This is a genomic window from Mycobacterium sp. BK086 (genome assembly GCA_004362315.1).
Classification (GTDB): Bacteria; Actinomycetota; Actinomycetes; order Mycobacteriales; family Mycobacteriaceae; genus Mycobacterium.
Genome location: SNWL01000007.1, coordinates 88552 through 102087, shown reverse-complemented (window position 1 = coordinate 102087; position 13536 = coordinate 88552). Strand labels below are relative to the sequence as shown.

At 64.4% G+C, this 13536-nt stretch carries 12 protein-coding genes and 1 tRNA gene; 6 read left to right on the top strand and 7 right to left on the bottom strand.

From position 1 onward, the window contains the following. Positions 1 to 15 precede the first annotated feature (15 nt). Both EV580_RS24160 and EV580_RS33860 read right to left on the bottom strand, forming a co-directional pair. A complete protein-coding gene (locus EV580_RS24160) occupies positions 16 to 918 on the bottom strand; it encodes an NAD-dependent epimerase/dehydratase family protein (RefSeq protein ID WP_133694332.1) in 903 nt (300 codons plus the stop codon). A gap of 325 nt (positions 919 to 1243) precedes the next feature. Then, entirely contained in the window at positions 1244 to 1408 is a 165-nt protein-coding gene (locus EV580_RS33860) for a hypothetical protein (protein WP_166654870.1), read from the bottom strand. A gap of 7 nt (positions 1409 to 1415) precedes the next feature. Here EV580_RS33860 and EV580_RS24155 point away from each other — a divergent pair, with 7 nt between their 5' ends. Then, entirely contained in the window at positions 1416 to 1634 is a 219-nt protein-coding gene (locus EV580_RS24155; RefSeq protein WP_133694331.1) for a hypothetical protein, read from the top strand. A gap of 40 nt (positions 1635 to 1674) precedes the next feature. Beyond that, positions 1675 to 2490 carry a mycofactocin-coupled SDR family oxidoreductase gene (locus EV580_RS24150; protein ID WP_133694329.1) on the top strand — a complete coding sequence of 272 codons (816 nt, stop codon included), beginning with the start codon at positions 1675 to 1677 and terminating at the stop codon, positions 2488 to 2490. Positions 2491 to 2632: 142 nt separating this feature from the next. On the opposite strand, the gene EV580_RS24145 is transcribed toward EV580_RS24150, so the two are convergent. The 3 genes from EV580_RS24145 to EV580_RS24135 form a co-directional block, all read right to left on the bottom strand. Beyond that, positions 2633 to 3877, bottom strand: coding sequence for a ferredoxin reductase family protein (locus tag EV580_RS24145; protein ID WP_166654869.1), 1245 nt, complete (start codon positions 3875 to 3877; stop codon positions 2633 to 2635). Positions 3878 to 4126: 249 nt separating this feature from the next. Beyond that, on the bottom strand, positions 4127 to 5284 hold the full coding sequence (locus EV580_RS24140) for a hypothetical protein (RefSeq protein WP_133694326.1): 1158 nt from the start codon (positions 5282 to 5284) through the stop codon (positions 4127 to 4129). Between the two features lie 489 nt (positions 5285 to 5773). After that, positions 5774 to 7138, bottom strand: coding sequence for an MFS transporter (locus EV580_RS24135; protein WP_286171828.1), 1365 nt, complete (start codon positions 7136 to 7138; stop codon positions 5774 to 5776). 164 nt (positions 7139 to 7302) lie between these two features. Between EV580_RS24135 and EV580_RS24130 the strand changes: the two genes are divergently transcribed. Together EV580_RS24130 and EV580_RS24125 are read left to right on the top strand one after the other, a co-directional pair. Continuing rightward, positions 7303 to 7782 (top strand): hypothetical protein, encoded by a 480-nt coding sequence (locus tag EV580_RS24130; RefSeq protein ID WP_133694324.1) that lies wholly within the window; start codon positions 7303 to 7305, stop codon positions 7780 to 7782. 903 nt (positions 7783 to 8685) lie between these two features. Continuing rightward, positions 8686 to 8759: transfer RNA gene (locus EV580_RS24125), tRNA-Leu, on the top strand. 110 nt (positions 8760 to 8869) lie between these two features. Here the strand turns inward: EV580_RS24125 and EV580_RS24120 are convergent. Beyond that, positions 8870 to 10243, bottom strand: a complete 1374-nt coding sequence (locus tag EV580_RS24120; protein ID WP_133694322.1) for a cation:dicarboxylate symporter family transporter — start codon at positions 10241 to 10243, stop codon at positions 8870 to 8872. 105 nt (positions 10244 to 10348) lie between these two features. Between EV580_RS24120 and EV580_RS24115 the strand changes: the two genes are divergently transcribed. Both EV580_RS24115 and EV580_RS24110 read left to right on the top strand, forming a co-directional pair. Further along, positions 10349 to 11881 (top strand): sensor histidine kinase, encoded by a 1533-nt coding sequence (locus EV580_RS24115; RefSeq protein WP_133694321.1) that lies wholly within the window; start codon positions 10349 to 10351, stop codon positions 11879 to 11881. Further along, positions 11878 to 12564: a response regulator gene (locus tag EV580_RS24110; protein WP_133694319.1), complete on the top strand. Its 687-nt coding sequence runs from the start codon at positions 11878 to 11880 to the stop codon at positions 12562 to 12564. The genes EV580_RS24115 and EV580_RS24110 overlap by 4 nt, the downstream gene beginning before the upstream one ends. A gap of 60 nt (positions 12565 to 12624) precedes the next feature. On the opposite strand, the gene EV580_RS24105 is transcribed toward EV580_RS24110, so the two are convergent. After that, entirely contained in the window at positions 12625 to 13455 is an 831-nt protein-coding gene (locus EV580_RS24105; RefSeq protein WP_133694317.1) for an oxidoreductase, read from the bottom strand. Between the last annotated feature and the right edge of the window lie 81 nt (positions 13456 to 13536).

Here is a 13536-nt window from a genome sequence, read left to right as displayed (position 1 = left end):
GCCGATGCAGGCCCGTCAATTAATGAGCAGTTCCGGATGGAACGTGGCCGCCATGCGGCGCATGCCGTCACGCCAGTCGACCGTCGTCGTCCCGATGAGCTCATGCATCTTGATGACGTCCAACGGGTTCCCGCGCAAGGTTTGATCGGTCTCCTCGAACACTGGTTCCTTACCGACGAGCGAGCCGAGGAAGGTGCACCACTGCTGGAGGCTGACGAACTGGTCGCCGCCCCAGTTGACGGTCGTGACCGGAACCGACGCCACCTCAAGTAGTTTCGGGATCATGGCGATGATGTCGTCTTCGTGGATCGGGTTGTAGACGGCCGGGCCGCCCAGCGGAACCGGGATGGGCATGTCGCCGAGCACCATGTCCAGGTGGAACAGCGGCCAGCCGCCGTTGTTGCCATACGGGACGTTGAGGCGCGCGATGACGGCCGGCACACCCAGGGCGCGGGCCATGGTCGCGACGACGGTTTCCCCGGCGATCTTGGTGATCGAATAGGTGGGCAGCATGGGCTTGTGGTTGTCGCCGAGAACCGTGCGCTCGGTGCGGTGTTCGTCGCCGGGTGGGTCGTAGACGGCGCCGGACGAGCAGTGCAGGAATGCCTTGGCGTCGCGACAGTGGGCCATGAGAAGGCCCGCGGATTCGGCGTTGGCCGCCATGTCCTTGTCCCAGCGACCACTCTTGGCGACCCCGAGGTTGAGAACGTAGTCGAAGTCGGACGGGATACCGGTGAAGTCACCGGCCGCCATGTTGACGCCCTCGCAGCGGACACCGCCCTTCTCCAGACGTTCCCGCGCTGCGGCGTCGGTGAAGCGGGCTATGCCCCACACCTCGTTGTCGGCTGCCAAGGCCAGGGCGATGGGGACGGCAACCTGGCCGCTGGCTCCGGTGATCAGGACCTTGGATCCGCGCATCGACTGATGGTAGGCAGGCGACGCGCGCTTGGCAGCCATTTGTCTCAGTGCCCGGCACTGGTCCCCCGATCGGGGGACCTCCCCATCCTCCGCACTCATGACCGATCGATGGATGTCAACAGCCGGGGCTTTACGAGATCCTATTGGTGGCCCCGAAATCCGGGGCCACACATCAACAGGAGACGATAGCTCTAATGAAGAGGCCCACCGGCGCCACGTTGTTCTTGGCAAGTGCTGCAATGGCTTTAGGCGCACTGGCCGCGAGTACAGCGACTGCGTCCGCAGATACCGATGACCGGAATTCATCCAAGGGCCATTCACCGCGTCAGTCCAGTTCGTCGAGTTCATCGAATACCCCGAGTTCGTCGACGCCGAGCTCGTCGAACAATTCGCCGATTTTCAACGGCGGCCCCGCCATTTCACAGGGTGGACCGGTCAGCGGCGGCCCCAACTCCGGCACGATCGTCGTCACCCCGGACAAGGTCGGCACGACGCCGGTGGCTCCAGGCAGCCCGGCCAAGGCGCCGATCGTCAGCGGGCCCAGCCGGGATCCGAATGCCGTTGATCCCAAGCCGCCGGCCAAGCCGGCGCCCCCGATCGGTTCGGTGACGCCACCCGCAGAATTCGCCACGCCCCACCGGGACCTCATCCTCGCTCCGCTCTACGACGACGACATCGGCGTGAACATCGACCTGAGCTGGCTGGGTATCAACTAGTCCTTGCAGAATGCTGAGCAGTCGCTCAAACTATGCAGTCATGGGCAAGCTCGACGGCAAAGTCGCTTTCATCTCCGGTGCCGCCCGGGGCCAGGGGCGGGCGCACGCGGTGCGTCTCGCCGAGGAGGGCGCCGACATCATCGCGATCGACGTGTGCGGGCAGTACCCCACCGTCGTCTACCAGATGTCGACGCCGGAAGACCTGCAGGAGACTGTGCGGCAGGTCGAGTCACTCGGCAGGCGCATCGTGGCTCGCGAGGCCGACGTCACCGATTTCCCGGCGCTCCAGAAGGCGTTCGACGACGGGGCGGCCGAACTCGGCGGCGTCGACATCGTGGTCGCCAACGCCGGGATCGGCCCGGGCGGCCAAAGCACCGATGACGAGCAGTGGGACGACGTCGTCAACGTCAACATGAAGGGCGTCTGGAACACGGTGCGGGTCGCGGTCCCGACGATGCTCACGCAAGATCGGGGCGGGTCGATCATCCTGACCAGCTCGACCGGCGGACTCATCGGCACCCCGGTGATCTCCGGCGGGATGCTCGGATATACCGCCGCCAAGCACGGGGTCATCGGCATCATGCGGACCTATGCGAATTACCTTGCACCGCATTATATTCGCGTCAACAGCGTGGCGCCGACGACCGTCGCGACGCCGATGGCGAACAACGGCGACCTCAGCATGCTGAAGAAGTACGAGCCGGCGATCGCACGGTCGCTCGAGAATGCGATACCGGTCGACTATGTCGAGGCCCGCGACGTCGCCAATGCGGTCGCCTGGCTGGCCTCTGATGACGCTCGCTACGTCACCGGCACCGTCGTGCCGGTCGACGCCGGGCTGCTCAACAAAGTCTGATCCGAGACCTCGCAGCCGATGCTGGGGGTGCGCTCACATTCTCATCGCTGCACGAAGGCGAACGCGAGACAGGCGAGCACGATCAGCGCGGCTACCGCGATCGCAGTCCACTGCGTATACCGGTGTCGCACATCAGCCCCTTCTAGACGAAGTTGAAACGCTCGGTGTGAACGCGACCTGATGGCACGCCAAGACTGCCGAGCACGTCTTCCATAGCGCCCTGCATCGCGCCTGGCCCGCAGATAAAGTACTGCAGCGCTTGATAATTCGCAGGCAGGCCACGACGCAGCACGCCGGCATCGATGCGGCCGCGCTCACCCGGCCAGTCCGCCGGCGGATCAACAATCACGTAGCTCACTGTCAACGATAGGTGACCTGCGAGCCTGTCGATCTCGTCACGAAAAGTCGCGTCGCCAAGTCGATTCACACCGTAGAACAGGTAGGCGGGGCGGCGCTCATCACGGGCAGCGAACGTGCGCAGCATGCTCATGATCGGTCCGATTCCCACTCCCCCAGCAAGAAACACAAAGCCGGGTCCGCTGTGCCGGTCCGGCGAGAACACCCCGTGCGGCCCGTCCACATAGGCGCGGGTGCCCGGCGCGATCGAAGCGACTGTCCGGGTGAAATCGCCCAGCTCTTTGATGCTCATCTGCAACGTTGCTTGGTCATCACCGTTGGACGAGAACGAGAAGGGGTGCTGGGTCAAGGCGAATGGTGATCGATGCACCGACAGCCACCCGAACTGACCCGGAGCAAATGTGAACCCACGGTGACCGTCCGGCCGCAACGTGACCGTACTAACTCCACCGATCTCCTTATCCACCGCCGCGACTGTCCACGGGCGGCGGGTCCGCAAAATCGGTCTGATGATCCGCACCCAACAGAACACACCCAGGAAGCCCGCAGTCATCAGAACCCACAGCGCACGCTTCCAGGGCTGGTTCACGTAATGATGGATCAACTCGACGTGCACCAGTGCGGCGGCAATGGCGACAGTGGACAACACCAGGTGAATCCCCTGCCACACCTCGTACGAGATGCGCAGCGCCAGACGCCACACCGACGTCACGATCACCACCAGCAGGCACAGAATTGACAACGTCCCGAACCGGCCAGCCCACGGTGCGGTTACGGGGTTGACCCGCTCGAGGTAACTGGGATCCACCAGCACAATCAGCAGCACCGGGTGGGCAAGGATGAAAGCCGTTCCCGCATAGCCCATATAGCGGTGAAAGTGGACCAACGCGTCCTCACCGAACGGCGCTGCGACCGTCTGCAATCGTGCCACCAACACGAACTGCAAGCCCAACATAGACAGCCCGACGAATCCCAACGCGACGGCGAATTCCCGCCAAAATCCACGCCCCTCGTCGGCGACACCGATCACCGCGAAGACCAATGGGACAACCACCACCGCGACGTACATACCGAACCAGATGACACCGCGGATCGCGTAAGGCACGACGAACTCCCTGTTCGACTGGTGCGAACAAGACTACCGCCGCTTCTGGATGTTCCCTCGCATCTCAACGCGCAGGAATCACGACGACCGGCATTGCGCGGTGAGCCGCCGCGACGCCGAAGCGCCAGCCGACCCCTGCCTCATCAGGAGCCGACTGGCGCTCAGCGGTGAAACCTACTTGCCGGCCTTACCAGCCCTGGCGGACTTGCCCGAGCCCTTCTTGCCGGAGTCGGACTTCGAACCGTGGTTGGCCGACGATCCGGCCTTGGTGTCGGTCGACGAGGAACCGGCGGTAGCCGACGCAGCCGGGGTGGCCTTGACGCCCGCCGTCGTGGAACCGGTACTGCCGGTGGAGGATTCGGTGGTATCGGCCGCAGTCTCCGACGCCGCCTTGATGGCAGCACGGGCCGAGCCCGCGCGAGGAGCCGCCGGGGCGGCGACCGACAGAGTGACCGTCTTGGCGGCGCTGGCCGACGCCGCCGCCGTCGGCGGGGTGGCGCCGATGGCTTGGGCGATGACGTCGCGCAGCGCGATGAGGCTGGCGATCGGCCCGCTGGCCAGGAACCCGAAGTTCGGGTCGTAGGGCGTCAGAAGGCCCGGGGCATTGATGAATCCGAGGATCGTGCCCGAACCGTTGAGGAAGCCGTTGACCAGATTGGCGGGCAGATTCACCAGTGTGTTGATGACGGCAGCCGGGTCGCCCGCGACCACTCCGTCGTACACGTCCTGCGTTGCCTGCACGGCGGCGTTGATCGTCGACACCAGCGGGAACGTCATCGGCAGGATTACCTGGAACACCGCGTCGGGAATTGTGGCGAATGCCTTGGCGAAGTTGTTCACCGTGCTGACCAGGGGACGCGTCAAATCAGACACCGCTTGGACGCCGGCCAGCGCGAGCGGGATCACGATCTGGTTGTTGAAGGTGTCAAAGGCACCCACGATGTCGCCGCTTTGAAGCTGGCCGCGAGCGGTAGCGATCGCATTGGGGGCGCCGTCGAGGATCAGCTTGATGGTTCCCGCATTGTTGTCGAACCGCGTCTTCAAGTCCTCAAAGGCAGCGATCTGGTTGGTGACGATCTGCTGAAGGATCGGGGCCGGGCTGTCGGCGATCTGCTGGCCGATCGCACCGAGATTTGCTACAGATGTCTGAAAAACCTGGATCCAATTCTCGATCGGGTTGACCGAGGCGCTGAGCTCGACGCCTACCGACGACACCGCTCGCTGTACCGCCTGGACGTTGGGCATCGGGGGTGCCAGCGGCGAAACCGCAATGACACTCGCTCCCACAAGCGCCACACCAGCAGTGGCGTACGGACGAACAGCGACGTTCATGACTCTCCTTTGGCTGAAAATTGCCCCCTACGCGTCAGAAGCTACCGCACCTTACTCGCCAGTAAGAAGAGGTTCCGGAAACTTTCTTGCGCGTCGAAAGGACTCTAGATAGCTGCGCTAGATTTGAAAGCCTCGCATCGAACTGCCTGTTCACACCCCTGTGGATCACCTTGGAACGTTGCCGGGCGGTGAACGGCCGACGGCTATCAGCTACCGTTTCCGACTCGTGATCTTACCAACGGGTAAGTTTAAACAGTTTGCTGGAACTGTCTACTAAGTTACCTTTCGGTAGCGTAAGCGGTCTTATGTAAATCCGGGCCGATTTGCGCGGTGGGTCACTACGGCCGCGCTGTCGTGACGGCCGCCACTGCGGGCCGGACTCGGCGGCAGAGCTCTGCGCCTCGGCCCGCCGAGCCACCCCCCGCGGTCGTCGTGCAAGACATTTGCGAGTTTGCTGCGCGGCGAAAGATTTTTTGGACGCGCCGCCGGCTACGGCATGAACTGGCCGACATCGTCGAGCGAGGTGTCCCTCGTCTCGCGCATGACCAGCAGCGCGATGGCGGTCAAGGCCGCCGCCGACAGCAGGTACACACCGACCCACGCCACCCCGTAGGTGGTGGCCAGCCACGTCGCGACGAACGGCGCGATCGCCGCGCCGAGGATGCTCGACGCGTTGTACGCGATGCCCGAGCCGGTGTAGCGCACGTTGGTCGGGAACAGTTCGGGCAGCACGGCGCTCATCGGTCCGAACGTCAACCCCATCAGCGTCATGCCGATGATGAGGAACACCAGCGTCGACGTCGTCGTCGCCGAGTGCGGGTTCAGCAGCAACCCAAAGAAGCCGCCGAACACCATGATTCCGACGGTCACCACCAGCAGCGTGACGCGGCGCCCGAACTTGTCGGCAAGGAACCCGGTGACCGGAAGCATTGCGGCGAAGAACAGCACCGAGATCAATTGCAGCTGCAGGAATTCCAGGTAGGGAATGCCCAGCCCGCCGCCGTTGGCCGTCTTCTTGCCGGTGCCGAAGCTCAGCGCCCAGGTGGTGACGACGTAGAACAGGGTGTAGGTGGCGAGCATGACGAAGGTGCCAATGATCAACTGGCGCCAGTGGTTCCGGAACACCTCCGCCAGCGGTGCGCGCACCCGCTCGCCGCGTTCGATGGCGCGGGCGAACACCGGGGTTTCGGTGAGCTTCAGCCGGACGTAGAGGCCGATGGCCACCATCACCGCACTCAGCAGGAATGGGATGCGCCAGCCCCAGGTGAGGAACGGGCCGTCGAGGTCGGGGCTGGCGTTGTTGTGCCCGAGCCACAGGACCAGCAGGAGGAACACCCCGTTGGCGAGCAGGAATCCGAAGGGGGCACCGAGTTGCGGCCACATCGCCGCCCAGGCCCGCTTGCCGGGTTTCGCGGTCTCGGTGGCCAGCAGTGCGGCGCCACTCCACTCCCCACCGAGGGCGAGGCCCTGGCTGAACCGCATCACCGCGAGCAGCGCCGGCGCCAGCAGGCCGACCTGGTGGTAGGTAGGTAGCAGCCCGATGAGGAAGGTCGCGATACCCATGACGAGTAGCGACGCCACCAGTGTGGTCTTGCGGCCGATGCGATCACCGAAGTGTCCGAACAGGATCGACCCGAGTGGGCGTGCGACGAACGCGAGCCCGAACGTGGCCAGCGACGCCAGCAGGGCGGTGGTCGGGTTGCCCTTGGGGAAGAACAGATGCGGAAACACCGTGACCGCCGCGGTGGCGTAGGCGTAGAAGTCGTAGAACTCGATGGTGGTGCCGACCATCGAGGCAATGACGATGCGGCTGCGCGGGACGCCGTCGACCAGGTCGGATTCGGTTGCGGTCACGAGGCAAGATCATCGCAGATGGTGGCCACCTTTTACCTGCTGTGGTCGTGCAGGGCGGGGACGTACCGGTGGCCGCGCGTTTCCTGCGGCTTTACCCTGAGTTCTCCAGCAGTTTTAGCGACCGCGCGATGGGTACCTGTGCACCACCTGAACGGAGCCACGACTTGAACGCCCGAATCTTTCTGCTGCTTTCTTCTCTTCTGCTGGCCGGCGCACTCCTGCTTGCACCCGGCGCTTCCGCTGACACGATCCCCGGGGCGGACGCCGCCATCTCCAAGGCCGAAAGCGCGCTCGGGTCAGACATGTTCGGCATCTACGGATGCGAAGCTCTCGTCGCCTATGCCTACGGCGTGCCGCAGGCGCAGTACGGCTGGGACGGCGCCGCCGAGACCATGTACCAGACCCTGCTTCGGCAAGGGGAGATCCAGACCGACATGAATCCCCCACGGGGAGCGCTGGTCTTCAGCAAGAACTCGTACGGCGCTCACATCGACATCGCCCGCGGCGATGGGACGTACATCTCCGGCGGCGTCCAAGGACTCAAGCGTGGGTACGGCGACGGGCACAACATCCAGATCCTGCCGACCCCCAATGTCGCGCCGGGCTGGACGTATCGGGGTTGGAGTCTGGGCTATCCGGACTAAGTTCGAGGATCTCTGGTTTGTTCAAGCCAGCGTGCTCAGCGGTTGAGAATTTCCTCCGACGGGGTCTGAGAGCGCAAGCTCCTAAGTTCGCGTGCCACATATTCGGCTAGACGGTCCGGGATCAGGCATGTCGTCACCGGATCCCTCTACTCAGGACAATCCCGAAAACGGTATTCCTTCTTGAGGGTCGTTCACCTACCGTTCTCCGTGCTGTCCTCACGAACGAAGAGAAGCTGGATCGGCAAGTAGCTCGCCGTGGCCGTGGCCGACGACGGTGACATGGGCCGACAGCTGCCGCCATTCTTCCAGCTAGCTAGATTGCCTATCGACGAAAACATCGCGCATTTACTGAGGAATGCTCACGCCTAGTACTGGCGAGCATTCCCACTCGTTTGCATTCTCCCTCAAATGGCATGTAACAGAGCGTGATTGGGGGTTGGCCGATCGGTGTCGTACCCCCTTGATAGGAAGATGGAGACAGTGGGATGGGCGAACGCCATCGACCACACCTGGGCTCATCTCACGACAGTGGAGGATTGATGCCGTACGCAAATCCCGACGATGAACGTGCATATCAGCGCTTACACTACGAACGCAATAAGGATTTGTATAAGGCGAGGGCAGTCGCGTCTCGGGCACGACAGCGTCGAGCGCAACGCTTACTTATCAGACAGTATTTAGAGACGCATCCGTGCGTGGATTGCGGCAATGAGGATATACGCGTGCTGCAATTTGATCATATTGAGCGCGGGCCCGAGAATAAACGGATTTCGAGGCTGGCGGGGACCCGCAAACAGCTTCTGGCTGAGTTCGAGAAGTGCGAGGTGAGATGCGCCAACTGCCACATGATCCGAACCGGTGAACAGCTGGGGTGGAAGACGAGGACGTAGACTCCACCCCCGAGCCCCAGTAGCCCAATTGGCAGAGGCAAAGGACTTAAAATCCTTGAGTTGCGAGTTCGACTCTCGCCTGGGGCACGCCCATCCCTCTCGCTTGCGTTTGTTGGGCGTAAACCCGGTCCAAGCACCGTACCCACAGGGCGACGCCCCGGGCGAAGGGGCACCCGGGGCGTCGCGAGCTGGATAAATCAGGCGGCCACCGCCTCCTTCTCCGAAGCCTTGTGCCCGTCGTCGAGCATCGTCACCTCGTCGAAGGGATCGCGACCACTCAGCACGTTGGTGACCTTCTCGGTATCCACCGTCTTGGTCCACGATCCGACCAGCAGGGTGGCCACCGCGTTGCCGGAGAAGTTCGTCACCGCACGCGCCTCGGACATGAACCGGTCGATCCCGACGATCAGCCCGACCCCGTCGAGCAGCTCCGGCCGATGCGCCTGCAGGCCGCCGGCCAGCGTCGCCAGCCCCGCCCCGCTCACGCCGGCCGCACCCTTGGACGCCACGATCATGAACACCAGCAGGCCGATCTGCTCCCCCACCGACAGCGGGTCACCAAGCGCGTCGGCGATGAATAGCGAGGCCATCGTCAGATAGATCGCGGTGCCGTCCAGGTTGAACGAATATCCGGTCGGCACAACGACACCCACCGTGCTCTGCTGCACGCCCAGATGCTCCATCTTCGCGATCAACCGCGGCAGTGCCGACTCCGAGGACGACGTCGCGAAGATCAGCAGGTACTCCCGTGCCAGGTAGCGCACCAGCTTGAAGATCGACACTCCGGCCACCATCCGCAGCAGCGCACCCAGCACGCCGAACACGAACACCACACACGTCAGGTAGAAGCCGAGCATCAGCACCAGCAGGTTGGTCACCGCGCTCCACCCGGTCTGGCCCACCACGTTGGCCATCGCGCCGAACGCACCAATCGGGGCCAGCCACAACACCATTGACAGGATCTTGAACACCAGCCGCTGCAGATGCTCGACGCCGCGCAGGATCGGCCCACCCTTGGCGCCCATCGCCTGGATCGCGAAGCCAACCAGCAACGCCACGAAAAGACCTTGCAGCACATTGCCATCCGTCAGCGAGCTGAACAACGACGTCGGAATGATGTGCTGGATGAATTCGATCAGGCCACCCGACTCGTGAGCCTGCTCAGCCAGCTGCGCGCCCTTGCCTGCCGTGGACTCCGAGAGCTTGAGGCTGCTACCGGGATGCAGCAGGTTGCCGACCAGAAGACCGATGCCCAGCGCGATCGTCGACATCACCAGGAAGTAACCGAACGCCAGCCCGCCGACCTTGCCGACGGTGGCGGCCTTCCGTACCGAACCGATGCCCAGCACGATCGTGCAGAAGATGACCGGGACGATCATCATCTTGATCAGCGCGACGAACATCGTCCCGAGAACGCCGACGTCCTTGCCCACGCCCGGAGCCACCAGGCCGACGACGACGCCGCCCACCACCGCGACGATGACCGCGATGTACAGCCAGTGCGTGCGATCCCGGCGCTTGGGCGGCGCGGGCGAGTCGTCGCCGCCTGGTCGATCCACAACCGTGGTCATGAGCGGTTTCCTTCCGGTAGCCAGCAATAGGTCTGCAAGGATGGTTTACCCCCACGTGACGCAGGTCACGCTTTAGTTCATTACGTTCAGGCGCGGAGGTGAGCAGTGCCCGTACTCCCCCGCTCCCTGGCCGGTCAGGCCTTCGCCCTGCAGGCCGTCGTGATCGTGCTGGTGGTCTTGGCCGGCAGTGCGCTGGCACTCTATGACGACAAGCGCGACGGTGACGACGCAGCGCGCCAGCAGGTCACCGCCATCGCCGTCGCGCTGGCCGACGCCCCCTCGACCGCGAGGGCCATCGAAAACGGGGATGCGGCACGGGTTCTGCAGCCGGTCACCGAGGCCGTCCGCACCAGCACCGACATCGCCTTCATCACGATCATGGCTCCCGACCGCACCCGGTTCACCCACACCAACCCCGAGCAGATCGGCCAGAAGTATCTGGGCACCATCGATCCCGCGCTGCACGGCCAGACGTACACCGAGGTCTACACCGGCACGCTGGGCCCGTCGGTGCGAACGATCGCGCCGGTACGCAACGCGCAAGGACAGATCATCGGCCTGGTCGCCGCCGGCATCACCACCGAAAGCCTTGCCGCACGGTGGCGCGCGCAATGGCCAACGATCGTCGGCGTCGGCGCGGGAGCATTGGCCTTGTCGTTCATCGGTATCTGGGCGATCCGCCGGCGCATCCTGCACCAAACCCGCGGCCTGGCGCCCGACGAGCTCCGCGTGATGTATGACCATCACGACGCGATCCTGCACTCTGTCTCCGAGGGACTCATCGTCCTGGACCGCAACGGAGTTGCCCTGGCCAACGACGAAGCCCGCCGGCTGCTGGCCCTGCCGTCCGGACCCATCACCCGCGCCGACCTGCCAGAGTTCCTGCGTGGCAACGATCCTGGCGTCCGCGACGAAGTCCGGCTCACCGACGACCGGGTGCTGGTGGTCAACCGCTCCCAAGTGAGCGCCTCGGACTCCGAAGTCGTCACGATCCGCGATCGCACCGAATTGCAGGGCGCGCTGGGCGAATTGAGCTCGCTGCAGGGGTTCACCGATTCCTTGCGCGCTCAGGCCCACGAGTCGGCCAACAAGCTGCACACCGTCATCACGCTGGTCGAGATGGGGCGCCCCGAGGAGGCCGTCAAGTTCGCCACCCAGGAGTTGGCACTGTCCCAGCAGCTCGTCGACCGGGTCTCTGACGCCGTCGCCGAGCCCGCGCTGGTCGCCCTGCTGCTCGGCAAGACCGCAGAGGCCGACGAACGCGGTATCGAATTGACCATCACCGAGGAGACCCACCTGCCTGCCGAATCCCTCTTGAGCTCACAGGAAATGGTCACCGTGCTAGGCAACCTCATCGACAACGCGATGGACGCCTGCGACCGCGATGACCCGTGGGTCGAGGTCACCGTCAACCAGAGCGAAGACGAGCTGCAGATCCAGGTCGCCGACAGTGGACCGGGCATGGACGCCGAGACCTTCCAGCGCGCCATGCAGCGCGGCTACTCGACCAAGTCCGGCACCGACGCCGGCCACCAAGGGCTGGGGCTCGCGCTCGTCGCGCAAACCGTCAACCGCCACGGCGGCACCTTGAGCGCGGACCTCACCTACGGCTCGGTGGTGACGGTGACCATCCGATGATCAACGTCCTGATCGTCGAGGACGAGCCGCTGATCGCCGAGGCGCATCGCACGTATCTGACTCGGCTGCAAGGATTTGCCGTCGTCGGCATGGCCCACACCGCGCGCGACGCGATGCGGATGGCCTCCGAAGCCTCGATCGACTCCCCAGTCGATCTTGTGTTGCTCGACCTCGGATTGCCCGACGCCAGTGGCATCGCGTTGGCCTCGGCGCTATCGGGGTTGCGGCCCGCGCCCGACATCATCGCGATCACCTCCGAACGCGACTTGGAGATGGTGCGTGCCGCCGTCGCGCACGGTGCGCTGGCCTACCTGCTGAAACCGTTCACCTTTGCGGCTTTTCGTGACCGCCTCGAGCGCTATCGTCGTTATCGCGACGCACTGCCCGCGGGGACCGATGCCGCCAGCCAGGCCGAAGTCGACCGCGCGCTGGGCGAATTGCGGATCAGCACAGACAGATCCGCGGCGCCCAAAGGTGCGGCCCCCGGTACTACTGACGAGATCGCCCGCGCGGTGCGCGACCGCGCCGACGGGCTGACCGCCGACGAGGCCGCCAAGTTGGTGGGGGTCTCGCGGGTGACCGCCTGGCGTTACCTGGAACGGCTGGCCGACGACGGCACCGTCACCCGCGTGACGGAGTACGGCAAGACCGGGCGGCCGAGTACGCGCTACCAATGGCGTTGAGACCGCAACCAGATCCAATCTCGACGCGAAATGTGAATCTCAGTGCGGCCTCAACGATCACTAGTCGAAGTCCGTCGACACAGACAGTTCGCGCCACGCCTCCTGTTCGGCGGCAACCGACTTCAGCTTGCCGGCGACCACCGCCACCGAATCGCTACCCAGCTGGATCCGTAACGGCGGCTTCTCGGTAGCACCCAGCTGCAGGATCGCGGCCACCGCCTTGACCGGGTCACCGGGCTGGTTGTGGTTCGCCGAGACCGCATGCGCCCGCGTCGCTCCCGCCGTCGCGGCGTAGTCCGCGATCTCGTTGAACTCGGTGTGCAGGCTGGACGCATCCAGGAAGTCGGTGCGGAAATATCCCGGCTCGACGATCGTCACCGAAATGCCCAGTGGCCCAACCTCACCGGCCAGCGCCTCGGAAATGCCTTCCAGCGCGAACTTGGTGGAGCAGTAGATCCCCCAGCCCGCTGAACTCGCGAATCCCCCGACCGAGGACAGGTTGATGATGTGGCCCGAACGCTGCGCACGCAGTCTGGGCAGCACCGCTCGCAACACATTGAGCACGCCGAACACGTTGGCGTCGTACACGCCCCGCACCGCCGAGTCGGACGCCTCCTCGACCGCCGAGAGCAGACCCCGGCCGGCGTTGTTGACGACGACATCGATCCTGCCGAACCGCTCGACGGCCGCAGCAACCGCTGCTCTAGCCGCCGCCTCGTCAGTGACGTCCAAAGCGACCGCCAGGAGCTGATCACCGGCATCTGGGAACTGCGCGGTGACCGACCCCGGGTCACGGGCCGTCCCCACAACCTGGTGGCCCGCCGCCAACGCTTGCGCCACGATCTCTGCCCCGAACCCTCGCGAGGCCCCTGTCACAAACCACACGCTCATGCGCTCATCCAACTACATCTGGCCCCCTTGCGGACCAGCTCAACGAGTTACTAGGATGTCCTAGTATTCAGCCGCCAGGAG